Consider the following 23,633-nt stretch of genomic DNA (forward strand, 5'->3'; position numbering starts at 1 on the left):
CGCGTTATGCAGAAAAGTAAAAAGCCCCGCATTGCGGGGCTTTTTTGTGCGGCGCATCTGTCGTCCTATCAGGTCCCGTCCAAGGGCGTCAGCAGCTTCGGGCCATCATTCTTGCCGAGCATGTAAACGCCGCCATCGGCCAGCCCATCCGGCGAGAATCCCGGACGGTCCTCGTCCGACCACGGAATGGTCTGGCGAACGCCGGGAATGTACAACTCCCATTTGCCGTATGCGGCGTCGAAGCGCTTGTCCATATGGAAGGCGACCGGAACCCGCGCCGACCAGAACTCATCGTCGGCCAGCTCGCCTTTGGTCGGCGTGGCGAAAGTCCATTTGCGCGTCGCCTGCAATGCCGCATTGGACAGGGACTTGCGCCATGCAGCCATTTCGCTCTCAAGTCCGACGGTCTTGAGGTTCACCTGTTCGATGATCGCATCTGCCACATGCCCGTCCTTGCCCACCTTCACCACGACGTAGACGACGCCGGAGGCCCCGCTCATCGCCACGCTTTGCGGATAGGACGGCGGCGTCAGCTTCATGCCGGTCAGGGTTTCGCCTTCCCTGGGCGCAGTACCTTCGAAGTTGGCGTTGCGTATGCCGATCGAATAATTCTTGTCGTCGAGCCGCTTGGCGACCAGGCGGACGCTCATCGGGCTCCGCGTCGGGCGGGCCTTGCCATCGATGACCACCGGTTCGAACTTCCACGTGGCCACCTGCTTCTGGACGAAGTCGACGACGCCTCCGGGCAATTTCTCCGGTTTGTCGATGGTGGTCGAGCTGACGGTGCCGTCTGCGCGGGTCTCGATGGTCCCCGTCACCAGCATGCTGGATTCGACCTGTTTGAGTATTTCCGAACGTTTCGCGGCGCCGGCCACGGCCGGGCACAGGAGCAGGGCCGCTACGATCCATGCGAACTTCATGCGCGCTTCCTTTCCCAAGTGGATACGAGTGCAGTCTATGCCTGCCAGGGACGAAAGCAATCGCCTGCCTCGTCTTTGCACTGTCTGGTTCCTGTCGATGCAGCATCCCACTGGGCGCGCCGTCGGGAGCGCAACCCCGCCTACCCTGCAGGTGGTTCGAGCGATGTCTCCATACGCGGCCCCATACCCAGCACCTGCGGAACGCCTGCCTCGCCGGCGCCGAGCGCCATGCCATCCTCTTGCTGCACCCACGGCACCGCGCGACGCGGGCCGGGCACGTAATACTCCCACTCCGCATAGCCCGGCCATTTGGTGACGTATACCATCGGCACGCGCACTACCAGATAGGGTTGGCCGGCGAGGGGCCCGACTTTCGGAAACCGGAACTTCCATTGCCGCACTGCGGCCGCTGTATGGGCAGCAAAGTCAGCCCGCGCCTTGGCGACCTCCGCAGGCGAACCGACGAAGTTCAGGTTGACCTGTTCGGTCACAAGATCCTCCACTTCGCCATCGCGTCCCACTTTCGCCACCACATACACGGTACCGCTTACCCCGATGTGCCCCAGTGAGCGAGGATATTGAGGCCTTCTCAGGCGACCGTCGGCGACCACGGCTTCCTCCGGACGCTGCTTCTCCATGATCGAAGCGCCGACCAGAGACAACGCGAAATAGCCATCTCCGCGCGGAGTGGCCATGACACGTACGCTGAAACGTTTGTTGCCTGCGCCACCATCTTTTTTCACCACTCGCCAGCGCGGCACGTAACGCGCCACGTGCCGCAACACTTCCGGCGGCACCTTTTCGGAATGGTCGATCGCATAGCCAGTAATCTTGCCATCGGCGCCGATCGCGAGAGTCCCGGTCAATCGCATGCTGCCCACCACCTGGTTGCGCAGATCGCCCGTCTCGACAACGCCAACCGACTCCTGCGCGGATGCAAGACCCGTCACAACGAACATCCCTATTGCCAGCACCAAACCCCACCAGCTTCCTCGCTTCATGCCCGTTCCTTCATCCATGGATTCCCGGCCGGTCCGGCCCTATCCGCCGCATACTATCTATCATCATGAGATGGCGCATGCACAGTAGCGATCTGGCACTGGCATTGGTTTTCTTGCCATCCGCAGATGATCCATCGGCAGTTGCGAGCAGCTATGACTGCTCAGGGCGGAAGCGAGATCACACAGAAAGGTGCCGATGCGTCTCCGCGATTACCGGCACCGTTTCGCGTCAATCCTGGATCATGCCCGTGGACTGGCCGCCCGTCTCCTGTGCCGCATCGGCGACCGTCGAAACCGCCGAAGACCGTCCAACGGGACTGAAGGAGATCATCAGGCCGATGCTGGAATTGGCCTGCTGGTCCGAGGCGTGTTCGCGCCGGAACAACAGCGACAGCCTCCAGCTTGGGGCGATAGTCATATCCAGGCCGGCGCCGTAGGTAAACGCACTGTCGCCATAGCTGCGCAGGCCCAGGGTGTAGTCGGTCGACACCGGCATCACCACGTAGTTGAGCGAGACGTCGCTGTGGTTCTCGAACGCGTCGCGGTATTCGACCATCCAATACGGTCGCAACTGATCGGTGGACTCGGCGAACAGATAACTGCCTTCCACACCGACCGCCACGCTGCTGTTCTGGATGGTCTGCTTGCCGTAGCTCAGGTCGTAAATGCCCAAGCCGAATTCCCGATAGGCATCCAGGCGCGTCCGGCTGGTATCCAGGCGACCGTAACCGGTCAGGCTCATGCCGCCGCTGTTGTGGTCGTAGCCCAGGGTCAACGAACCGAACGCCTGGTTGCCGTCGCGTTGCGCGGTGGCCGTTGCGCCGGCTATCGCGCTCCAACGCGTGATGTCGAAGTCGAGGCGACCCCAACCGACGATGCCGTCGATGAAGAAGTGTTCGCCCTGGCGCCACAGGCCGTAGGCGGCCAACGACCGCTGGCCTGCATCCAATCCCGAGCGCGCTTCGTCGAACTTGGTGTCGTTCCAACCGAAGCCGCCGGCCACGCCGAAAAGGAAGCTGTCGTTGACGCGCCAGTCGGCGCCGACGGTGACGCCATCGCTGCGGAAATCGAAACCTTCGCTGCCCAAGCGACCGTCGCGATCGCCGAACGTCATCACGCCGGCGCTCCAGAGTCCCCAGCCTTTGGGCAAGTGGACCGCACTGTTCGGAGTCACCTCAGCGGCCGCCAGCGACATGCCGGCGCCCGAACCATTGGTCAGGTTGAGGCTTAGGCCATTGCTGGAAACGTTGTCGCGGTTGTAGCGCTGCTGGCGCAGACGGTCGCGGATGTTCGACTGCTGCGCCAAGGCGAAGCGGACGCTGGCGTCGACCTGCGCCTGCAAACCGCCGACCACGCTCGCGTCGGTAGTCGGATCGGGCCGATCGGTGACCGTCAGAGTCGTGCTCACGCTGGCCTGGGTGTAATTGCCTGTCGCTGCCTGCGTGGCCACTAGCGTGGCTACGCCATCGCCGACGATCGTGACCGTGCGGCCGGCCACTGTCGCCACCGCAGCATTGCTGCTGGTGAAAGTGAAGGCGCCGCTGCTGTCGCTGGTGGGTACCGGCAGGTCGAAATCGGGTTCGCCGACACTCTTCTGCAAGTCGTCGATCCAGGTCAACGCCGGCGTAGCGGCGCCTATCGCCACCGACAAAGCGACTTGCGGCGCGGCGCTGTAGTTGGCATCGGCCGCCTGGTCGGCGGTGAGCGCGCACGCGCCCGCCGACAGCATGGTCACCGTGCTGCCGCTGATCGTGCACACCGCAGGCGAGGTGCTGGCGAACACCAACGGACTGGTGGAGGCGCCCGGCGTGGCCGAGACGGTGAAGGTGCCATTGGGTGCGTACACCGGTGCGGCCGGATTGGCGGCGAAGCTGGTGATCGCCTGGCTCGCCATGCCGATGGTTACGTTGAGCGCGGCTTGCGGAGCGGCGCTGTAGTTGGTGTCGCCGGCCTGGTCGGCCGCCAGCACGCACGCGCCCGCGGACAGCATGGTCACCGTGCTGCCGCTTACCGTACACACGGTCGAAGAATTGCTGGAGAACACCACCGGACTAGTGGAAGGTCTGCCAGAGGCCGAAATCACGAACGTTCCGTTCGGCGCGAATACCGGCGCGGAAGGATTGGCGACGAAATTCGTGATCGTCTGGTTAGCGGCGCCAATGGCCACATCGAGCGTCACCTGCGAGGCGGCGCTGTAGCCGCCGTCGCCGGCCTGGTTGGCGGTGAGCGCGCACGTGCCCGCCGTCACTATCGTCACTGTGCTGCCGCTGACCGTGCACACCGCAGGCGACGTGCTGGCGAATACCACCGGACTGGTCGAAGGACCGGGCGTAGCCGACACGGTGAAGGTGCCGCCCGGCGTGAATACCGGCGCGGAAGGTGCCGCAGCAAAATTGGTGATCGCTTGGCTTGCCGCACCAATCACCACATTGAGCGAAACCTGTGGAGCTGCCGTGTAGTTGGCATTGCCCGCCTGGTTGGCGGTAAGCGCGCACGTACCGGATGACAGCATGGTCGCCACGTTGCCGGCGACCGTGCAGACGGCGGGAGAAGTACTGGCGAATACCACCGGATTGCCCGAATCGCCGCCAGTGGCGGACAACGCGAAAGTACCGCCCGGCGCGAACACCGGCATCGCCGGATTGGCGGTGAAGCTGGTGATCGCCTGGGCAATGGCCCCTATCGCCAGGGTATAGGCCCGCGACCCGCTGAAGCCATTGCTTGAAAGCGCAGTGACGGTGAAGTTGAACGAACCGGCCACTGTCGGCGTACCCGACAGCGTGCCTGCGGCCGACAAGGCGAGACCGGCCGGCAATGCGCCGGCGCTGATCGAAAACGTATAGGGCGCGCTGCCACCATTGGCGCTGCTTGCGCTTAAGGTTTGCGAATAGGCCGTACCGAACGCGCCGTCGGGCAGCGTCGCCGGGTTGATGGTCGTCGTTACCGTCGCGCAGCTGAGCGCGGCGCTGGAGACATCGGCACCGATGGCAATACCGTTGGCCGGGCTGACCGTACATATCTGCCCGGGAGGCGAAGCCAGCACGCTGACGTTCCAATTGGCGCCCTGCGGCAAGCGCGTGGGGAAGACATAGCTGCTCGCGCCCTGGGCCACGACGACCTGTTGCGTGCTGACCGGGTTGGTGGCGGCCAGTTGCAGCGTGACCGGCCCGGTCTGACCGTTGGCGCTGCCGCCCACCGCGAACTCCGTCTGCGAAAAACAGATCAGCGCCGCGCCATTGCCGGCCTGCACGCCATTGTTGATGGTGACCGCGGTCAGGCCGCTCGCGCCCGAGCTGCCGCCCGAACCGCCACCACCACCGCCGTTCCAGTTCTGCTGGCATGCGATCGTGCCCACGCCCGCGCCGCCACCGCCTGCGCCGATCGTGGCGCCGCCGCCACCGCCGCCGCCGTAGCCGGCACCGGAGAACGAGCCGGAGAAGTTGAAGGAGTCGCCGCCCGCGCCCGTGGCCGCATTGCCCGCCGTAGCCGGAAAGCTGCCGCAGCCGCCACCGCCCGCACCGCCGGTGCCTACCGCACCGCCGCCGCCGCCGTACGGGCCGGGCCCTCCCGGCACATCGGCGCCCACGCTGCCCGTACCGCCGCCGCCCACCCCGCCTGCACCGCCGGCGATCACGTTGTTCGTACTCCAGCCTGCATTGCCGCCGCCGCCGCCGCCGCCGGCGATGCCGACCCGGTTGCCGATGCCGTTGCCACCCACGCGCAAATCGGTGGCGCCGCCGCCGATGCCGTCGACGCCCTGCCCCACGCCACCGGGATTGACCGCCTGCGAGCCCTGGCCACCCACCCAGATCGACAGCGTCGCGCCAGGCGTGACCGCCATCGTGCCGCGCACTCGTCCACCCAGGCCGCCAGCACCACCTGGCGAATTGGGACTGCCAGCGAGGGTGCCGGCACCGCTACGACCGGCACCGCCCTGGGCGCCACTGAGGTAGACGGTGATCGAATGCACGCCGGCCGGCACAGTGGCCGTCTGTTCGCCACCGGTGAACCCGAAGGCCGCCGGCGTTTCGCCGACACCGCAGCTCTGCGCGAACGCCGGAGCGGTCAGCGCCATGGCCGGCAGCAGCACCAGCCATCCCAGCATCCGCGCACGACGCTTGTCGGAACCCGCATGCGCTTGTGCCGATGCGCCAACGCGCACCGCGGTATCGGTGGATAGATTCATCGGTATTCCCCAAGACGGATCGCATGCGCTGCGTCCGGAAACTCGCCCAGTTCGATCGCGCTACGCCCGCGCCCCCGCACGCAACGCTTTCCCCAACCAAAGCTAACCACGTCAAATAATCCATGGCAACCCCAGTATCAGGTACTCGATCCATCCAAGGTTCCCTCGTTGGATGCCAGAGAAGGGCAGGTCGAGCCGCAGGCACTTCGGTGTCGAGTGACCTGAGGGGGCCGCCATGCTCATGTCATGCATTCCTTGGCACCGGAACCGAATGCTCTGCGACGCAGGAATCCGTGCATCGACTCCGTTCGTCGCTGTCCGGATGGGCGCATTTCTTCGCGTGCGCCAAGGGCAAGCGCCTACCAATAATCACCTGATACGGGTAAGCGCCGCATAATGCAGCCACGGAGGTGCGCGCATGCACGGTAGCGGTCTGGAACTTGCCCTGGTCTTCCTGCTGGCCGCAACGCTGGCGGTGCCGCTGTTCAAGAAATTCGGACTGGGCGCGGTGCTGGCCTACCTGGTGGCCGGTGCGGTGCTGGGGCCGTACGGCCTGAGCCTGGTGAGCGACGCCGACCGCATCCTCAACGCCGCCGAGATCGGCGTGGTGATGATGCTGTTCGTGATCGGCCTGGAGCTTTCGCCGCAGCGTTTGAAGGTGATGCGCAAACCGGTGTTCGGCGCGGGCGGCCTGCAGGTGCTGTTGACCGCGGCGGCGCTGGGCGGCCTGACCCTGACCGTGATGGACATGCATTGGAAGACCGCGCTGGTGGTGGGGTTGGGCCTGGCGCTGTCGTCCACGGCGGTGAGCCTGCAGCTGCTGTCCGAGCGCAAGGAACTCACCACCGACTACGGCCGCCTCGGCTTCGCGATCCTGTTGTTCCAGGATCTGGCGGCGATTCCGCTATTGGCCGCGATTCCGCTGCTGGCCGGCGCCAAGAACGAAACCCTGAGCTGGACCATGGTGTTCCAGGCCGTGGGCGCGATCGCCATCGTGGTGTTCGGCGGACGCCTGCTGCTGCGGCAGGTATTCCGCGTGGTCGCGCGCACGCGCATGCCCGAGGTGTTCACCGCCAGCGCCCTGCTGGTGGTGCTGGGCACGGCCTGGTTCATGCAGCTGGCGGGCTTGAGTGCGGGACTGGGCGCTTTCCTGGCCGGCGTGATCCTGTCGGATTCGGAATTCCGGCACGAACTGGAATCGCAGATAGAACCGTTCAAGGGCCTGCTGCTGGGTCTGTTCTTCATCGCCGTGGGCATGGACATAGACCTTCACCGCGTGGCCGCCGAACCGCAGATCATCGCCGCGGGCGTGGCGGTGCTGTTGGCGGTGAAGTTCTCGATCCTGTACCTGCTCGGCCTGCGTCCCGGCAAGCTGGCGCCGCGCGCCGCGCTGATGCTGGCCGGCGTACTGTGGCTGGGCGGCGAATTCGCCTTCGTGGTGTTCAGCGAGGCGGTGCGCGTGGGCCTGCTGGACGATCCCACCCGCGACCGGCTGGTGGCGATGGTGGGCGTGTCGATGGCGATGACGCCGCTGTTGCTGATCGCCATGTCCAAGCTGCTGGCGCGGGTGAAGAATCCGGTGGTCAAGCCCGAGTTCGACAGGATCGACGAGATCGATTCGCAGCAGCCGCAGGTGCTGATCGCGGGCATGGGGCGTTTCGGCCAGATCGTGGCGCGCCTGCTGACCGCGCAACGCATTCCGTTCGTGGCGCTGGAACACAGCCCGGAACAGGTGGAGGACATGCGCCGTTTCGGCAGCCGCATCTACTACGGCGACCCCACCCGTCCCGAACTGCTGCGCGCTGCCGGCGCGCAGCACGTCAAGGCGTTCGTGATCGCCGTCGACGATACCGAAACCAATATCAAGGCCACGCGCCTGATCCGGCGCATGTACCCCAAGGCGCTGATCTTCGCGCGCGCGCGCAACCGCCGGCACGCGTGGCGGTTGATGGATCTGGGAGCTGAAGCTTTCAGGGAGACCTTCGGCACCAGCCTGGAGATGGGAGAAAAAGTGCTGGTCGCGTTGGGCTTGCCGCCCGAAACGGCGGCCGACCACACCAGGCGTTTCCGCACCCACGACGAGAAACTGCTGCGCGCGCAGCACCTGATCTACGACGACGATGTCGCCGTGGTGCAGACCGCGCGCGATGCGCGCGCGGACCTGGAGAAGCTGTTCGAGGCCGATGTCAGCGACAGCGATACGGTGGAGCAACCCAAGGCCCCCGGGCAGGCTTGATGCGGGGAATGCAGGGCGGGCATTGCCCGCCATTGCCATCCACCCACGCGCGGCGGCGATTATCGAAACCATGACCGCATCGAACCGGTTTCGATACGGGCCGATGCAAATTGATCCTCCGCGATGGCGGGCAATGCCCGCCCTACGGTGGTCCTCGTTTCTTCTATCGCGGTTCGCGCAGGAACCTGGCCATCGATGCGCCGGAAACCGCGGGCGAGAACTCCGCGGCCACATCGACGAAACCGCGCATCACCGCGATCTCGCGCGGCGTGCGGTTGAGCGCATCGCGCAGGTCCGGATCGGCGCCGGTGCGCAACAGGCGTTGGACCACGCGCAGCAATCCATGCAGCGCCGCCAGATGCAGCGGACCGAAACCGCGCGGATCCTGCACGTCCAGCGAAACTTCTTCGTCCAGCAGGCGCTCCAGCGCGGCCAGCACTACTTCCTCATCGCAGGCGGTGCCCGGTTCGGCGCGCGCGCCCAGCAACAGCAGCAGCGGCGTGACCGCACCGGCGGCAATCTGCTCTGGTTCGGCGCCGGCCAGCAGCAAGGTATCGAACAATGCGACCAGGCGCGGCTTGTCGCGGGCGATGAATCCGAACAGCGCGGCGCAGTGCAGCGGCGTCAGTCCCTGCGCGTCGCTGGCATGGACGTTGGCGCCGGCGGTGAGCAGGCGCGCGGCGATATCCGGCAAGCCCAGCGCCGAAGCCAGCATCAATACGGTGACGCCGCCCGGCAGGCGGTGTTCGATCTGGGCGCCGGCGGCGAGCAGATCGTTGACGATATCGGCCTGGCGCATGCTGACCGCTGCCGACAGCGGCGTGGCGCCGGTGTTGGCCGCGTGCTGCGGATCGGCACCGTGACCGATCAGCAGATCGACGGTGACGCGGTGGCCGCCGCCCGCCGCGCGCAGCAACGCGGTGCAGCCCTGCGCGTCGGGCGAGTCGACCGCGAAACCCAGATCCAGCAGGCGGCGTACCGCGTCGGCGTCGCCGGCCATCGCCGCAGCGGGCAAGTCGGCGGCGCGCAGGGCGCGCTTGGGCAGGGGCCAGCCGCGCCAATCCAGCCAATCGGCAAGATCGCGGCGGCCACTGGCCAGCGCCACGCCGAGCGGCGTCTGCCCATCGGCCGCGCGCGCCTCCGGCGAAGCGCCCTTGGCGATCAACTGCTTCAACAATCCTTCGCGGCCCAGCGCGGTGGCCAGGTGCAGGGCGGACATGCCATGCCCATCGCGCGCTTCGCGATTGAGGCCCAGATCCAGCAGGCGATCGAGCAGGCGGCTCCACCCCAGACGGACCGTCAGCGACAGCGGCGGATCGCCGTTGCGCGAAGGAGCGAAGGGATCGGCGCCGCGCTCCAGCAATTCCAGCGCGAACGCTTCGGCGCCGCGCATCGAAGGATTGCCTTGCAGGCAGGCCGACAGGAAGCGGGACAAGCCGCCGGCGCCGGCGGGCGACAGGCCACGCTGCAGCAGCAACCGCAGCAGCGGCAGCGCTTCGGGCCCGCGCGCCAGCAGTGCGAATACCGCCACATCGCCCTGGCTGTCGCGCGCTTCGCCATCGGCGCCTTGCCGCAACAGCCACTCCACGCGCGCGGGCGAAGCGACGATGTCCGGGTCGTGCAGCAGCGTGCCCAGCTCCTGCGCCGAACAGAGCCTGGCCAGGGCTTCAAGGCCTTCGCGCCGGTCGGCCTGCAGGCCGTCGCGGACCAGGCCCAGCGGCGCGCGATCGGGCGGCGCCTGGTCTTCTTCGCTCTCGGCTACCGCCGAGGGCAGGGCATAGGCGGGATCCAGTGCGGACACGATGGCCCAGCGACCGGCCTCGGCCGCCAGATCGACTGCGCGCCTGCCATGGCGATCGGCGTGGTCCGGGTCAACGCCCAGTTCCAGCAGGCGGCGCACCAGCGCCGCGGGCACCGACTCGCCAGCGCAGGCCAGGTTCAGAGCGTTGCGGCCGTCGCTGTCTTCGTCGCTGGGAAGCGAACCCGCTTCGGCCAGCACGTCCAGAACGGAGACATGGCCGCCACGCGCCGCTTCCAGCCAGGGGGTGCGGCCGGCCTGGTCGCGGCCCTGCACGTCGGCGCCGGCATCGAGCAGTGCGGCGGTGATGTCGGCGTGGCCGGCGAAGGCCGCTTCATGCAGCGCAGTGCGGCCACGGCTGTCGCGCGTGTCGACCTTGGCCTTGTGCTTGAGCAGCAACGACACGCCGGCCGAATCGTCCTCTTCGGTAGCCGCGGCGGCCAGCAGCACCGGCTGTCCCCCGGTCGGTTCGGGTTTGGCACCACGCTCGAGCAGAAACTTGGCCAGACGCCAGTTGCCGGCAACGCAAGCCACCGCCAGCGGGGTCATGCCCTCTCCGTTCAACGCGTCGATTTCCGCTGCGGCGTCGCGCAGCAACGCGGCCACGCCGGGATCGGAGCTGCGCGCGGCATGGTGCAGGGGGGTGTTGCCTTCGCTGTCGGCGGCGCGCGGATCGGCCCCGTTGGCCAGCAGGGTAGTCACCGCATCGGGCCTTCCATGCCAGCTGTCGCGGGTGGCGGCCAGCAAAGGCGTCATGCCCGCCTGCGCCTGGTTCAGGTCGATGCCGCGGCCGATCAGGGCGCGCAGCAGGCGCAGATCGGGCAGCACCGCCGCCAGCGTGGCCAGGCTGCGCTGGTCGCGGGTGTCGGTAGACGCGGCGCGCGGGTTGGCTCCGGCCTCCAGCAGCTCCAGCGCGCGCTCCACCCTTCCTGCGCGCGCCGCGGCGAACAGCGCTGTATCCAGATCCTCTTCGGCAGCGGGCAGTGCGGCGACGGAAGCGGAACTTGCATCGGCCGTGGCCGGTGTCATCACCAGCACCGGCAGGGTGCGGGCCGCGGCGGCGCGCTGCAGCGCCCAATGCAGCACCGGCAGCAGCAGCGTGTAGGCCAGCGCAAAAAAAATCCGCAGGTGCGCAGGCACCAATCCGGGCCAGGCCAGCACGCCGCCAAAACCGATGGCCACCGCCACCAGGGCCGCCACGCCCAGTCCATGCCAGGCATGGATGTCGCGCTCGGACAGGCCGCGCCAGTGTTCGGCGAGCGAACCGCCCTCGCGTTCCAGCAGATGCCACAGCGGCCAGGTCCGCCACAATCCGATCAGCAATGCGCCCACCACCGCGCTCAGGCCCAGCGCCGCAGGCAGGCTGCCGCTCTGGCGCAGCGCGCTCAGCGGCCATGCCACCAGCAATGCGGAGGCGAGGAAACCCACCGCCCACAGCGACAGCAACGCCAGCGCTTCGCCGCGCCAGGCCATGCCGGAGGGGCGCGCACAGGTCCGGCGCTGCCACGAAACCGCCAGCGCCAGCGCCGGTTGCGCCAGCAGCGCGCCCGCTGCGGCGGCGACGCCGCCGATGCCGGTGAGCGCGGCCAGCAGCAGGCCCAGCGCCAGGGCGACCCAGGGCGCGGCACGGGACAGGGACGCTTTCCTAGCCATCCGAGCGGCCGGCATCGCCGTCCTGCAGGTCGAATATCCGCGGCGGAAACTGCAGATGGAAGCCGCGCGCGGCCAGATTCTGGCGAACCGTCTCGGTGTTTTCCCGCGCCAGTTTGCGCTCGGGCGTCAGCGCCACCTCCAGCACGAAGGCCAGCTCGCCCAGCGGCGCGCGCAGGGACTCGGGAATGCGTTCGAAATCGTCGCGTGCGGCGAGGTAGACGAAAGTGTCGGCCTTGCGCTGGCTCTTGTAGACGTAGGCTTGCATCCGCGCGTGACGCGTCCTGCGTTTGGGGGTGGGAGGATTGTGGAGGAAACGCGGGCATAGCGAAACCCGCGGCGGCGCGCGCGAACGTGCGGGAGGGCTCGAAACAGCGGTATTTGCGAGGGGAGAATGAACGCCTGGCGCGGTTTGTCTCACAAGGCTGAATCCGGCGCTTCGCCGCCGCGCGCGCCATTAAGCCGGCGCGAATTTTCCCGCTGTCGCCACTGGCTATACTTCGGGCACGTTAGTTCACGGAATACCGCGTGCAGTCATCGCCGTTGTCACCCATGCCTGCCCTGGCGATCACCGCCTATACCGCCACTACCGCCCTGGGCCGCGGCCGCGGCGCGCTGACCGAAGCGCTGCATGGCCGCCGCAGCGGACTGCGCCGCAACGATTTCGGCGGCGAGGGACGCCTCGACTGCTGGATCGGGCGCGTGGACGGACTGGAAGACGCGCCGCTGCCGTCCGCGCTGTCGGGCTGGGAATGCCGCAACAACCGGCTGGCATGGCTGTCGCTGCAGCAGGACGGGCTGCCCGAAGCGGTGGCCGAAGCGGTCGCACGCCATGGCGCCGACCGTGTGGCGGTGGTGGTGGGAACCTCCACTTCCAGCATCGGCGCCACCGAAGAGGCCTACACGCGGCTATCGGGCGGATCGCCGGGCGAAGGCGGCCATTTCCCGGCCGACCTGGACCGGCCGATGCTGCACACGCCGCATTCGCTCGGCGACTTCGTGCGCCACGCCACCGGCTTGCGCGGTCCGTGCATCACCGTGGCCACCGCCTGCTCCTCCAGCGCCAAGGTATTCGCCCAGGCCGCGCGCCTGATCCAGGCGGGCCTGGCCGATGCGGCCCTGGTCGGCGGTGTGGATACCTTGTGCGGCAGCGTGCTGTTCGGCTTCAACGCCTTGCAGCTGGTTTCGCCGGAACCGTGCAGGCCCTTCGATGCGAACCGGACCGGCCTTTCGCTCGGCGAAGCCGGCGGTTTCGCAGTGCTGGAGCGCCCGGCGAAAGGCGAAACCGAAGGCCTGCGATTGCGCGGCTACGGCGAATCCAGCGATGCCCACCACATGTCCGCACCGCATCCCGAAGGACTGGGCGCGCGCCTGGCCATGCGCGATGCGCTGGCGCGCGCCGGCATCGGCGCAGGCGAAGTGGATTACCTCAACCTGCACGGCACCGCTACGCCCGCGAACGACTCGGTCGAGGCCCGCGCGGTCGCCGGCATGTTCCCCGAGCGCCTGCATGCCAGTTCCACCAAGGGCTGGACCGGACACACGCTGGGCGCGGCGGGCATCGTCGAATCGGCGATCGCGCTGCTGGCGCTGGAAAGCGGACTGCTGCCCGGCACGCTCAACAGCGCCACCCCCGACCCGGCCTGCGGTCCGCAGATCCGCTTCGACAACGCACAGCGCAGTATCGGTTTGGCCATGAACAATTCGTTCGGTTTCGGCGGCAACAACGCGTCCCTGGTCTTCGGACGCGTATGACTTCGCCGGTTCTTTCGGCCGGCATCGCCGGTATCGGTTTCTGGACCCGCGGCCTGCCCTCGTGGGCGGCGGCGTGCGCCTACCTGGCCGACGGCCCGCCCGCCAATGGCATGCCGCCCGACGACGCGCCGGCCAAGCCTTCGCCCCAGCTGCTGGCGCCCAACGAACGCCGGCGCGCGCCGGAAACCGTGGCGGTCGCGCTGGAAGTGGCTTTGGCCGCCTGCACCGCCGCCGGCCGCGATCCGACTACGCTGTCTTCGGTGTTCGCTTCCACCCATGGCGACCTGGCCATCACCGACTACATGTGCCAGACCCTGGCCAGCGACCCGCATAGCCTCTCGCCCACCCGCTTCCACAACTCGGTGCACAACGCGGCGGCCGGCTACTGGACCATCGGCGCCGGCGCCATGGCCCCGGCCACGGCCATCAGCGCCTACGACGCCAGCTTCGCGCAGGGCCTGCTGGAAGCGCTGGCGCAACTGGCCACCGGCACCGACGCCGTATTGCTGGTCGGCTACGACAGCGCCGCGACCGGACCGCTGAGCGAGGTTTCCCGCAGCCAGGGTTTGCTGGGCGGCGCGTTGTTGCTGGTCGCCGATCCGCAGCCGGGCATGCCGCGACTGCGCGCGAGCATTCAGGAAGCGACGGGAGTTACCGCCGAAAATGACGGCGCGCTTTCGCGAATGGCCGCCGGCAACGCCATGCTGCCGATGCTGCCGTTGTTCGAAGCGCTTGCCTTGTCGCGCCCACACGCGGCGATAACGGCCGGATCAGGGAAGATTCTGCAGATGGAGATCGCTTATGACTGAGCCTAAACGGCTCGAACGCAACCAGGTCGCAGTGCTGATCCCGGCATTGAACGAATCGCTGCGTATCCGCGAAGTGGTGGAGGGCGCGCTGACGCAGTGCCCCAACGTGATCGTGGTCGACGACGGCTCCACCGACGGCACCGGCGAACGCATCGCCGACCTGCCGGTGACCGTACTGCGGCACGAGCAGCGCCAGGGCAAGGGACAGTCGCTGCGCGACGGTTTCGGCGAAGCGCTGCGGCGCGGCTTCAAGGGCGTGCTGACCATGGACGGCGACGGCCAGCACTCGGCCAGTGACTTGCCGCGCTTGCTGGACGCGGCCAACCGCCATCCCGGCTGCATCGTGATCGGCGCGCGCCTGCGCAAACGCGCCTCGCAGCCTACCTACCGCCGGCTGGCCAACGAGTTCGGCGACTGGGGCATCGCCTGGGGCACCGGTTATCAGATCGCCGACAGCCAGAGCGGCCAGCGCTTCTATCCGGCCGAAGTGCTGGCGCTGGACGACATCCCTGGCGAGAATTTCGTGTTCGAAGCGCAGATCGTGATTTCCGCGGCCCGCACCCTGGGCACGCGTTGCGTGTCGGTGCCGATCGAATCGCGCTACCGCAGCGCCGGCAGCGAGGAGCAGTTCCGGCCCAGCCACTTCCGGCCCCTCACAGATCTTTACCGCATCACCAGCCACATTGTGAGGCAGGCCCTGCGTTACGGCGGCATTCCCGCGGTATACCGCAGCATCCAGGCCAACCCGCCGATCATCGACGATCCCAGCGGGGAATTCGGTGCTCCACCGGTCACCTCCGAGGTCAGGAAACCCGCATGAACTCCACCGCCACCGACGTCGTGATACTGGGTGGCGGACTGGCGGGATTGAGTTTGGCGATACAACTGAAGCAGCGCGAGCCGGCGATCGGCGTCACCGTGCTGGAGCGACGCGCGCATCCGGTGCGCGAGGCCGCATTCAAAGTCGGCGAATCGACGGTGGAGATCGGGGCGCACTACTTCGCCAATGTGCTCGGTTTCCGCGAGCACCTGGAGAACGAACAGATACGCAAGTTCGGCTTCCGGTTCTTCTTTTCCGAAGGCCGCAACGACATCGACCGCTGCACCGAGTTGGGCGTAAGCGAACTGCTGCCCGCGCCCTCCTGGCAGCTCGACCGCGGGCGTTTCGAAAATTTTCTCGGCGAACAGGCACGCGCGCTGGGCGTGGATTTCCGCGACGAAGCGGTAGTGCGTGGAATCGAGCTGGACGAAAAGAACCAGCCGCATGCGGTGAGCTTCGAGCAGGCGGGCGAAAGCGTCACGCTGGCTGCGCGCTGGGTGGTGGATGCGGCCGGCCGCGCGGGCCTGATCAAGCGCAAGCGCGGGCTGGCCCAGCCCAACGACCACGACGCCAATGCGGTGTGGTGGCGGGTGGACGGTTTCGTCGATCCCGACCAATGGTCCGACGACCCGCAGTGGCTGGCGCGTTGCGTACCGCCGGATCGCTGGCGCTCGACCAACCATATGTGCGGACCCGGTTACTGGTTCTGGCTGATTCCGCTGGCGTCGGGCGCGCATTCCCTGGGCATCGTCTGCGACGCGAAGATGCACCCGCTGGAAACCATGAATACCTTCGACAAGGCGATGGCCTGGCTGCATGAGCACCAGCCGCAGGTGGCGCGTTCTCTGGAAAAGCCCGAACACCGGCTGCAGGACTTCCTGTTCCTGCGCCACTTTTCCTATGGCTGCAAACAGGTGTTCAGCGGCGACCGCTGGGCGTTGACCGGCGAAGCGGGCCTGTTCCTGGATCCGTTCTATTCGCCGGGCAGCGATTTCATCGCCATGAGCAACACTTTCATTTGCGACCTGATCGGCAAGGACCGCGCCGGCCGGTCGTTCGCGCCCTATGCCGAGATCTACCAGCAGATGTACTTCTCGTTCTACGAAAATACGTTGACGTTGTACCAGGATCAGTATCCGCTATTCGGCGATGCGCAGGTGATGCCGGTCAAGGTGATCTGGGACTACACCTACTACTGGGCGTTGCTGGCGCCGTTGTTCTTCGGTCGGCGGCTTACCGAGATCGCCTTGATCGGAAAACTGCGACCGCAATTCCTGCGCGGCCGCCAGCTGAACCTGTCGATGCAGGCGCTGCTGCGCGAATGGGGCCGGCGCAATAGCGCGCCGCTGCGCCCGGACGACCGCTTCCTCAACCAGTACGAGGTCGACTGGTTCCATGAAATGAATCGGGCGCTGCTGGATGAACTGGACGATGCCGCGTTTATGCAACGCATAGGCGACAACGTGGCGCGGATGGAGTGGCTGGCGCGGGAGATACTGGGGCGGGCCAGGGCCGAACATGGACAGATCGATGGGTATGGGTTGGATGAGTTGCTTGCGGGTTCCGAAAGTGCGGAGATTTCACTGGCCTCGTTCTGGTATGCCGACGCCGCCTAGTTAAAATAGTGCCGTCATCCCGGCGCATGCCGGGATGACGGCCGGAAGAAAATGGGCCCGGAATATTTTTTGGCTAACCCATCCCTCCATTGACCCCAATCACCTGCCCATTGATATACCCCGCCTGTTCCCCGCACAAGAATCCCACCAGCGCCGCAACCTCTTCCGGCTTGCCCACCCGCCCCGCCGGCACTATCTGCTTTACCACCTCAGACGGAAAAGCATCGCCAGCCATGCTGCCCTCAATCACCCCCGGCGCCACCACGTTGACGGTGATGTTGCGCGCGGCCATCTCGCGCGCCAGGGATTTCGAGGCGCCGTGCAAGGCGGCCTTGGCGGCGGCGTAGTTGGTCTGGCCGCGGTTGCCCAATACCGCGGCGACCGAAGACACGCTGACGATGCGCCCCCAGCGCGTGCGCGCCATCGGCAGCAGCAACGGCTGGGTGACGTGGAAGAAACCGTGCAGCGAAACATCGATCACCCGCTTCCACTGCGCTTCGGACATGCCGGCCATCGGAGCGTCGTCGTGGATGCCGGCGTTGTTGACCACCACCTGGATGGGACCGTCCTGCAACAGCGCTTCGACAGCCTTTCGCGTCGCATCGCCTTCGGCGACATCGAAAGCGACGGCTTCCGCACTTCCGCCGTCCGCGCGGATGTCGGCGGCCACCGCCTCGGCGCGCGCAAGATTTCCGTTGGCATGGACGATCACATGCAGGCCGTCCGCCGCGAGCCGCTTGCCGATGGCGCCGCCGAGGTCGCCGCTACCGCCGGTGACCAGTGCGCGCTTCATGGATTCCTGTTGCATCTCGGATTCTCCCTTAGTTCGTTGAACAACTGCGCTCGCGCGTTTTTGTAGGAGCTGCGTAAGCTGCGACCGTAAGAACCGGGTCGCGCACGCATGCGATCGGAAAGACCACGGTCGCAGCTTACGCAGCTCCTACAGCCTGAAGCATGACTGCGGCGCGGCCTTCGACAAGAAGATGGTCCCCCTGGTGGATGCGGAACGCATACTGTTGGCTGCCCTCGCCTTCGGCCAGCACCTCGGCTTCGCACTCGAGCGCACCGGGCAACGCGTCGATGTAGGACACATGAAGCTGCACGCCACGCAACGCGACCAGCAGGCCTGGGCCCGCATCGCCGCCACGCGCACGTGCGCGCAATCCGCCATGCACGGCCATGGCCTGCGCGCCGTATTCGCACAGATGCACGGCGCGCAGCCTGTCGCCGGACCGCAGCGGATGCGCAATATCGCGATGGTTGCTGGCGCGCAGGACGATCCGATGCGCGTCCCACTCCACCACCTGGTCCCACAGGCACATGCCGCCCTTGTGCGGAATCATCGCTTCGATCTGCTCACGGGGCAGCATCGGGAGCCTCCTGCACCGGCTGCCGCGACACCAGCAGCGCCAGCACGAAATTGGCGAACACCCCGATGGCCACGGTGCTGCCGATCGCGCGCAGCACGGGGATGGAGGACAACGCGAGCAGACTGAACACCAGCAACGTCATCAGACTGCACACGATCAGTGCGTGCAAAGTGCGCAGCTGATCGGCGCGGTCGTCGCCGGCGTGATCGAAGAACAGCGCATAGTCCAGGCCCAGACCGGCGGCGAGGATCAACGCGACCAGGTGGAACAGGTTCAATTCGACCCCCAGGCCACGCAGCACGGCCAGGATCAGCAGGGTCGTCAGCGCCATCGGCAACAGCACCCGCAGCACGCGCCGCGGCTGGCGCAACGCGATCCACACCGTGGCCGCAAGCAGCAGCGCGGCGACGGCCAGCGCCGCCAGCACGCGGCCACGGTAGGCGGCCACCAGCGATTCGGAGGCTTCCTTCAGATCCAGCAATCGCGCGCCGTTGGCCGCAGCCACCTTCGCGACCGCCACCGGATCCTGCAGGCCGTTCAACGACACCAGCGCGGTGGCGTGGTCGCTGCCGGGCAGCAGCAAACCGGCAACGCTAGCCGCCAGCGGCGTGCCCTGCAGGCCGGTCCGGGAAAGCACGGGCGCGCGCTTGGCGGCCTCGATGTCGGTGATGAAGGGATCGAACGCATCCGCGTTGAAAGGCGAATCCTGCAGCACCGTTGCCAGCATTGCCTGAAGGCGATCGCGCGACGGCAGCGCCTGCTGGCGCGCGCGTTGCACCTGCGCACTGGGCAGGTAGCGCGCAGCCAGGTCGTAGCCGGCCAACGCACGCGTGGCCACCAGCCGATCCAGCGCCGGACGCAAACGTTCCGAAGCCTGCAGCACCTGGTCTTCGGTCTTTCCCTCCAGCGTGAGCACATAGCGCACATCCGGCGCGCCCAGCTCGTCGCGCAGCACCGCATCCTGCGCCAGCGCATCGGCGGGCACCGGCGTGAGTTTGGAAAGGTCGTTCTGCCAGAACGGGCCGGGCGCGAACGCGATGACGCCCAACGCGGCCAGGGCCAGTATTGCCAGCGACCCCTTCGGTCGCGGCAAACGCGCGATGCCCCGCCACATTGTCGCCAGCGCACGCGAATCGGCGAAGTCGCGCGGTGCGGGGTCTATCAGCGCAGGAAGCAGGAAACGCGTACTGATCGCGGCAGCGCCCAGTCCGGCAATGGTGAATGCCGCCAACTGTTTCAACCCGTCCACGCCGGAGAACAGAAAAGTGACGTAGGCGATGCAAGTGGAGGCTACGCCGGTGGCCAGCGTCGGCCACAACGAACGCGCGTTGGTCCACGGCGACATTCCCGGACGCTGATGGCTGAAAAGGTGGATCGGGTAATCCTGCACCACACCGATCAGGGTGAAGCCGAAGGCGACAGTAATGCCGTGCACGCCGTCGAACAGCAACGCCACCGCGCCCAACCCGGCCAATCCGGCGGTGGCCAATGGCAACGCGCCCAGGATCGGCATCTTCCAGCTGCGGTAGGCGATCCCCAGCAGCAGGATCAGGCCGATGGTATCGACCATGCCGATCCATTGCGCCTCGGCGGCGGTGCGCCCGCCGATCTCCACCGAGAACGCACCCGGGCCGGTCAGCGTCAATGCGCTGCCGGTGCCGGCGGCGATCTTTTCGAAATCGGAACGGATGGCGTCGACCGCCGCCTGCTGGCCGGTGGGATCGAAACCCGCCGCCCGCGTCTGCGCCACCAGCAGGACCTTGTCGCCGGCGCGGTCGAACCAGACCTCGTGCAAGCGTTGCGGCGCGTTGGCCGGCTGCCAGCGCTCGGCCAGTTTCAGCGTTTCAAGAGTAGGGTCGGCAGGCAACAGCGGCTCGATCAGCGAGGCCGCCGGCGAGCCGAGGTCCTGCATGCGCGCATCGAGTTCTTCGCGCAGCATCGCTTCATCGAACGGCTGCGTATCGAAAGTGTCGGTCAGCAGGTAGCGGTACGGACGCAGCCGCTCCGGAATGGAATCCAGGCTGGCATCGCCGCCGTTGGCGACCAGCGCGAACTCCGGCCGCGCCGCCAGGGCGCTGCGCAGCGCCTGCGATTGCACGGCGAGGATCTGCGCATCGGCGCCGGAGATCGACATCAGCAACAGGCGCGAACCCGGGCCTTCGCCCAGCTCGTCGATCAGCAGTTTCTGCGCCGGGGTTTCGGCGGCAGGCATGAACTTGCGCAGGTCGCCGCTGAGTTGCAGCCGCTGAGTGATCGCCCACGCGGCCAGCGCCAGCATGGCGAGCCACAGCAGGGCCAGCGCGATTCGGCTGCGCGCCGACAGCATCAGCGCGCGGCGCCCGCGCGGCACAACGCGGCCAGCGCAGCGGCGGAGCTCGCCTTGGCGGCCTCATTGGCGGCGCCCGCGAGCAGCGTGCGCTGCAGGTCGCCTTTGAGGGGCCGGGTTTCGATGCAGCGCAACTCGGCGCCGCGCCCGTACAGGGTGATGTCGCGCACGCTGCTCTTCATCTGCGCATCGAGGGGCGCGAGCAGAAGCGTCCATTGCTGGCGCGTGCCCTGCGGCGTCAGCCGGTAGTGCTTTTCCAGCAAGGCGCGGTCGCCCGAAAGCAACGCGCCGAAACTGGCCTGCAGGCCCGCCAGCTCCGGCACCCGCGACAGCGCGAACTTGCGCGGCGACTTGCCTGCGCGGGCGATGGTCGCCTCGCCGTTGCGCAGGGTGGTGGTTTCCACGTACGGCGAACGCACCGCGCGCACCAGCGTGTCTTTGTCGAGGCGCTGGTATTCGCCCTCGATGCGCAGCGGCGCCTTCAGCATCGCCGATCCGCGCAGCTCCACGAAAGCGGTGCGCACCGGCGCGGGCCGCGCCAGCTTCTGCAGGATCCAGTCCGCATCGACCGCCGCAGCCGCGCCGGCTTCAGGGGTTGCGGCGCACGGCCACGCGACGCTGCACAGCAGCATCAGCATCGGCATGATCGATCGCCACGATGCGCGGCGCATCGGCCGTGGACGGCGTGCTGGCTTCATCTTCGTTGCCCCAGAAATCATAGAAATTGAACCAGTTGTAGGGTGCGGCACGGGCGTGATGCTCCAGCCTGGCGGCGTAACGCTGGATGAGCGAGAGCACCGCCTGGGCGCGCTGCTGGCGCGGCATGGCGATGCTGTCGCTGAAACGCTCGAACGCCAGATGGTAGCGGTGGCCCTCCAGGTACAGGCCGAAAGCCAGCACCACCGGCACCTTGAGCGCCGAGGCGATCAACCAGGGCGCGGTCGGGAAGGGCGCCTCGCGGCCCAGGAACCGAGTATTCAATGCGGGCTCGCCGGGACGCGCGCGATCCACCAACAGCGCGACCAGCGCGCCTTCGTCGGTGGCCTGCTTGATGGCCATGGCTATCGACGGCCCATCCTGTCCGGCATCGATCACGCCGGCGGCGATCTCCGGATTCAGCGCATCCAGCAACTGCGTCATCGCCGGGTTGTGCGCTTTGTCCAATACCACCCGGATCTTGTAGTCGGAGCGTTGCTGGGCCAACACCCGCATCACTTCGAAGCTGCCCAGGTGCGAGCCGAACAACAGCACGCCCTGACGGCGCTCCATCGCTTCGTGCAGTCCCGGCAGACCGGTGACGCGCACGTCGAAACCATCGAAGCGCCCACCCAGCAGGAAAACCCGGTCCAGGATGGTCGCGGCGAAAGTATGGATATGCCTGGCCACCGCCCACAGTCCCGCCTTGCGGCCCAGCACACGCGTCAGGTAGGTGCGCGAGGCGCGCCGTTCCGGACCGCGCACCAGCAGGAAATAAAGCGTGATGGGATACAGGCACATGCGGGCGACACTGCGCCCGCCGTAGCGCGCGATGCCGCGGATCAGCCAGATGGCGAAACGTCCCCCGCCTTCCGGACGCTGTTTCCAGTGGGCGCTCATGCCGCGGCCTGCGCTTCGGCCACGATCTCGCCGCTGGCCAGCACTTCCGTGCCGCGCAACACCCGGAAACGCCAGCGCGGCGCTTGGCCCGACAACTCCACCGAAGCGGATTGGCCGGGCAGCAAGGGCTTGAGGAATTTGACCTGCGGCAAACGCAACGGCGGCAGCGGCCCGCAATCGGATTCGATGGCCTCGATCACCCGGTCCAGAAGAACCACGCCCGGAACGATCGGCCGACCGGGGAAATGCCCCGGCAAGCTCGGGTGATCCGCTGGAATGATGAACTGCATACCGCATTTTCCTGGCTGTCCCCTGCACACAAGGATACCGGAGCGCCTTGCTGAACGCCGCGAACCTTGCGGCGCACCGCTTTTGTTTGGCTTTTTGGCTTTTGGCTCCGGTTCTTGCTCCACCAGCCCCGTGAGACGCGGCAAGCAGGCCGGGACAAACCCTGCAGGGGCGGCGCACATGGATGTGCGCCGTTTCCGTAGACACGGGATGTGTCTTACGGAAATTCCCGGCCTGCTTGCGAACCCCACGGCTTCATCGTGGGGCGCGACGTTAGGGTGTGTTTCTCTGGTTACTTTCTTTGCACAAGCAAAGAAAGTGACTCGCGCAAAGCGCGAAACGCTCTTTCTTCCAAGCAAGAATAAAGATCAAAGCAAGATCAAAAGCACCCCTCCTCAATAATCCTCCCCTGCGCTGCGCGCAAGGGAGGAGGCAGAGGCAGAGGCAGAAGCAGAAACAAATGCAGGAGCAGGAGCAGGAGCAAAATCAAGATCAAAATGGATCCCAGCATTCGCTGGGATGACGGCAAGAATGACGCGCCGCGCGCGAGTGACGCACGGCGCGCTCACCGCATCAATTCATTCCAGAACCGCGGCCCCAACCGCGCCATCTGCTGGACGAACTCGCCCACATTGCGATACGGCCGATGCGGAAACCGGCGCTTGCGCAACCAGTATTCGACGACGAAAAAACCCCCGACGATCCCGTAATTCAGAACATTGGCGAACAACGACCATTGTTCATCCGTCACCGAAACCACAGGCGTATGGCCGAACTGGTGCAGCACGCCGCTGGGCACCGCGCACAGCGCAAGCAACAGGTTCAACACCGCCAACACCCCCAGCACCGCGGCCCAGGCCACCGTCAACTGGCGGGTGTAGAGATACAGGGCGGGGCTCACCGGCATGGACGCCTGCGCATACAACCCTTCCACGATGCGCGTGATCAGCGGAACCCTGCCCGCATACAACGTGCGCCCGAACAGCCACGCCACCAGCGCCACGAACACCACCGGCGGCGCCAGCAGCGGCATCAACGCATAACGCGACTGTGAGACCGCCCACAGTGCCAGCAGGCACAGTCCCAGCAGCGACAGCGCCCACAGCCGGCGCTTGAGCAACGGCTCCAGCAGCAACAGCAGCACGATGTCGGCCAGCGCCAGCGCCGCCCAGCCACCATCGGCACGGGCGCTGGCCAGGTGGGCGAACACCGGATAGGCCAGAGCCAGCAGCAGCCGCAGCCCCATCAGCAGCCCCCCGGAA

The 23,633-nt window shown here is 66.9% G+C and carries 17 protein-coding genes; 5 read left to right on the top strand and 12 right to left on the bottom strand.

All coding sequences use genetic code 11. The features are described from left to right. Positions 1–68: 68 nt before the first annotated feature. The 3 genes from CSC73_RS04760 to CSC73_RS04770 all read right to left on the bottom strand — a co-directional run bounded on the left by CSC73_RS04760 (position 69) and on the right by CSC73_RS04770 (position 6,107). Entirely contained in the window at positions 69–920 is an 852-nt protein-coding gene (locus tag CSC73_RS04760; RefSeq protein ID WP_246197346.1) for a protein tonB, read from the bottom strand. 140 nt (positions 921–1,060) lie between these two features. After that, positions 1,061–1,921, bottom strand: a complete 861-nt coding sequence (locus tag CSC73_RS04765) for a hypothetical protein (RefSeq protein WP_163839255.1) — start codon at positions 1,919–1,921, stop codon at positions 1,061–1,063. A 229-nt stretch (positions 1,922–2,150) separates the two neighbouring features. After that, positions 2,151–6,107, bottom strand: coding sequence for an autotransporter domain-containing protein (locus CSC73_RS04770; RefSeq protein ID WP_163839256.1), 3,957 nt, complete (start codon positions 6,105–6,107; stop codon positions 2,151–2,153). A 418-nt stretch (positions 6,108–6,525) separates the two neighbouring features. Between CSC73_RS04770 and CSC73_RS04775 the strand changes: the two genes are divergently transcribed. Continuing rightward, positions 6,526–8,343 carry a monovalent cation:proton antiporter-2 (CPA2) family protein gene (locus tag CSC73_RS04775; RefSeq protein WP_163839257.1) on the top strand — a complete coding sequence of 606 codons (1,818 nt, stop codon included), beginning with the start codon at positions 6,526–6,528 and terminating at the stop codon, positions 8,341–8,343. Between the two features lie 163 nt (positions 8,344–8,506). Here CSC73_RS04775 and CSC73_RS04780 read toward each other — a convergent pair whose 3' ends face one another. Together CSC73_RS04780 and CSC73_RS04785 are read right to left on the bottom strand one after the other, a co-directional pair. Continuing rightward, on the bottom strand, positions 8,507–11,794 hold the full coding sequence (locus CSC73_RS04780) for an ankyrin repeat domain-containing protein (RefSeq protein WP_163839258.1): 3,288 nt from the start codon (positions 11,792–11,794) through the stop codon (positions 8,507–8,509). Beyond that, positions 11,787–12,059: a YcgL domain-containing protein gene (locus CSC73_RS04785; protein ID WP_163839259.1), complete on the bottom strand. Its 273-nt coding sequence runs from the start codon at positions 12,057–12,059 to the stop codon at positions 11,787–11,789. Before CSC73_RS04785 ends, CSC73_RS04780 begins: the two co-directional genes overlap by 8 nt. Before the next feature lie 284 nt (positions 12,060–12,343). Between CSC73_RS04785 and CSC73_RS04790 the strand changes: the two genes are divergently transcribed. From CSC73_RS04790 to CSC73_RS04805, 4 genes are read left to right on the top strand one after another with little or no spacing between them, the layout of a single operon-like run. After that, on the top strand, positions 12,344–13,546 hold the full coding sequence (locus CSC73_RS04790; RefSeq protein WP_163839359.1) for a beta-ketoacyl-[acyl-carrier-protein] synthase family protein: 1,203 nt from the start codon (positions 12,344–12,346) through the stop codon (positions 13,544–13,546). After that, entirely contained in the window at positions 13,543–14,355 is an 813-nt protein-coding gene (locus CSC73_RS04795) for a beta-ketoacyl synthase chain length factor (RefSeq protein WP_163839260.1), read from the top strand. Before CSC73_RS04790 ends, CSC73_RS04795 begins: the two co-directional genes overlap by 4 nt. Further along, a complete protein-coding gene (locus tag CSC73_RS04800; protein ID WP_163839261.1) occupies positions 14,348–15,175 on the top strand; it encodes a glycosyltransferase family 2 protein in 828 nt (275 codons plus the stop codon). The genes CSC73_RS04795 and CSC73_RS04800 overlap by 8 nt, the downstream gene beginning before the upstream one ends. After that, positions 15,172–16,791 (top strand): NAD(P)/FAD-dependent oxidoreductase, encoded by a 1,620-nt coding sequence (locus CSC73_RS04805; protein WP_163839262.1) that lies wholly within the window; start codon positions 15,172–15,174, stop codon positions 16,789–16,791. Before CSC73_RS04800 ends, CSC73_RS04805 begins: the two co-directional genes overlap by 4 nt. A gap of 73 nt (positions 16,792–16,864) precedes the next feature. On the opposite strand, the gene fabG is transcribed toward CSC73_RS04805, so the two are convergent. The 7 genes from fabG to CSC73_RS04840 form a co-directional block, all read right to left on the bottom strand. After that, positions 16,865–17,599 (bottom strand): 3-oxoacyl-ACP reductase FabG, encoded by a 735-nt coding sequence (fabG, locus tag CSC73_RS04810; RefSeq protein ID WP_163839263.1) that lies wholly within the window; start codon positions 17,597–17,599, stop codon positions 16,865–16,867. A gap of 121 nt (positions 17,600–17,720) precedes the next feature. Further along, positions 17,721–18,161, bottom strand: coding sequence for a hotdog family protein (locus CSC73_RS04815; RefSeq protein WP_163839264.1), 441 nt, complete (start codon positions 18,159–18,161; stop codon positions 17,721–17,723). Then, positions 18,148–20,487, bottom strand: coding sequence for an MMPL family transporter (locus tag CSC73_RS04820; protein WP_163839360.1), 2,340 nt, complete (start codon positions 20,485–20,487; stop codon positions 18,148–18,150). Before CSC73_RS04820 ends, CSC73_RS04815 begins: the two co-directional genes overlap by 14 nt. Beyond that, a complete protein-coding gene (locus CSC73_RS04825; RefSeq protein WP_343042695.1) occupies positions 20,487–21,131 on the bottom strand; it encodes a LolA-related protein in 645 nt (214 codons plus the stop codon). Before CSC73_RS04825 ends, CSC73_RS04820 begins: the two co-directional genes overlap by 1 nt. Further along, positions 21,076–22,083 carry a lysophospholipid acyltransferase family protein gene (locus CSC73_RS04830; RefSeq protein ID WP_163839265.1) on the bottom strand — a complete coding sequence of 336 codons (1,008 nt, stop codon included), beginning with the start codon at positions 22,081–22,083 and terminating at the stop codon, positions 21,076–21,078. Before CSC73_RS04830 ends, CSC73_RS04825 begins: the two co-directional genes overlap by 56 nt. Further along, entirely contained in the window at positions 22,080–22,373 is a 294-nt protein-coding gene (locus CSC73_RS04835; protein WP_163839266.1) for a beta-hydroxyacyl-ACP dehydratase, read from the bottom strand. Before CSC73_RS04835 ends, CSC73_RS04830 begins: the two co-directional genes overlap by 4 nt. A gap of 563 nt (positions 22,374–22,936) precedes the next feature. Beyond that, on the bottom strand, positions 22,937–23,620 hold the full coding sequence (locus CSC73_RS04840) for a COG4648 family protein (RefSeq protein WP_211840817.1): 684 nt from the start codon (positions 23,618–23,620) through the stop codon (positions 22,937–22,939). Positions 23,621–23,633 lie beyond the last annotated feature (13 nt).

It is taken from the genome of Pseudoxanthomonas sacheonensis (assembly GCF_010093305.1).
GTDB lineage: Bacteria > Pseudomonadota > Gammaproteobacteria > Xanthomonadales > Xanthomonadaceae > Pseudoxanthomonas_A > Pseudoxanthomonas_A sacheonensis.

Bases quoted from the DNA above. Each gene is read 5' to 3' on its own strand.
- CSC73_RS04760 (WP_246197346.1), bottom strand. From the start codon at position 920: ATGAAGTTCGCATGGATCGTAGCGGCCCTGCTCCTGTGCCCGGCCGTG.
- CSC73_RS04765 (WP_163839255.1), bottom strand. From the start codon at position 1,921: ATGAAGCGAGGAAGCTGGTGGGGTTTGGTGCTGGCAATAGGGATGTTC.
- CSC73_RS04770 (WP_163839256.1), bottom strand. From the start codon at position 6,107: ATGAATCTATCCACCGATACCGCGGTGCGCGTTGGCGCATCGGCACAA.
- CSC73_RS04775 (WP_163839257.1), top strand. From the start codon at position 6,526: ATGCACGGTAGCGGTCTGGAACTTGCCCTGGTCTTCCTGCTGGCCGCA.
- CSC73_RS04780 (WP_163839258.1), bottom strand. From the start codon at position 11,794: ATGGCTAGGAAAGCGTCCCTGTCCCGTGCCGCGCCCTGGGTCGCCCTG.
- CSC73_RS04785 (WP_163839259.1), bottom strand. From the start codon at position 12,059: ATGCAAGCCTACGTCTACAAGAGCCAGCGCAAGGCCGACACTTTCGTC.
- CSC73_RS04790 (WP_163839359.1), top strand. From the start codon at position 12,344: ATGCCTGCCCTGGCGATCACCGCCTATACCGCCACTACCGCCCTGGGC.
- CSC73_RS04795 (WP_163839260.1), top strand. From the start codon at position 13,543: ATGACTTCGCCGGTTCTTTCGGCCGGCATCGCCGGTATCGGTTTCTGG.
- CSC73_RS04800 (WP_163839261.1), top strand. From the start codon at position 14,348: ATGACTGAGCCTAAACGGCTCGAACGCAACCAGGTCGCAGTGCTGATC.
- CSC73_RS04805 (WP_163839262.1), top strand. From the start codon at position 15,172: ATGAACTCCACCGCCACCGACGTCGTGATACTGGGTGGCGGACTGGCG.
- fabG (WP_163839263.1), bottom strand. From the start codon at position 17,599: ATGCAACAGGAATCCATGAAGCGCGCACTGGTCACCGGCGGTAGCGGC.
- CSC73_RS04815 (WP_163839264.1), bottom strand. From the start codon at position 18,161: ATGCTGCCCCGTGAGCAGATCGAAGCGATGATTCCGCACAAGGGCGGC.
- CSC73_RS04820 (WP_163839360.1), bottom strand. From the start codon at position 20,487: ATGCTGTCGGCGCGCAGCCGAATCGCGCTGGCCCTGCTGTGGCTCGCC.
- CSC73_RS04825 (WP_343042695.1), bottom strand. From the start codon at position 21,131: ATGCCGATGCTGATGCTGCTGTGCAGCGTCGCGTGGCCGTGCGCCGCA.
- CSC73_RS04830 (WP_163839265.1), bottom strand. From the start codon at position 22,083: ATGAGCGCCCACTGGAAACAGCGTCCGGAAGGCGGGGGACGTTTCGCC.
- CSC73_RS04835 (WP_163839266.1), bottom strand. From the start codon at position 22,373: ATGCAGTTCATCATTCCAGCGGATCACCCGAGCTTGCCGGGGCATTTC.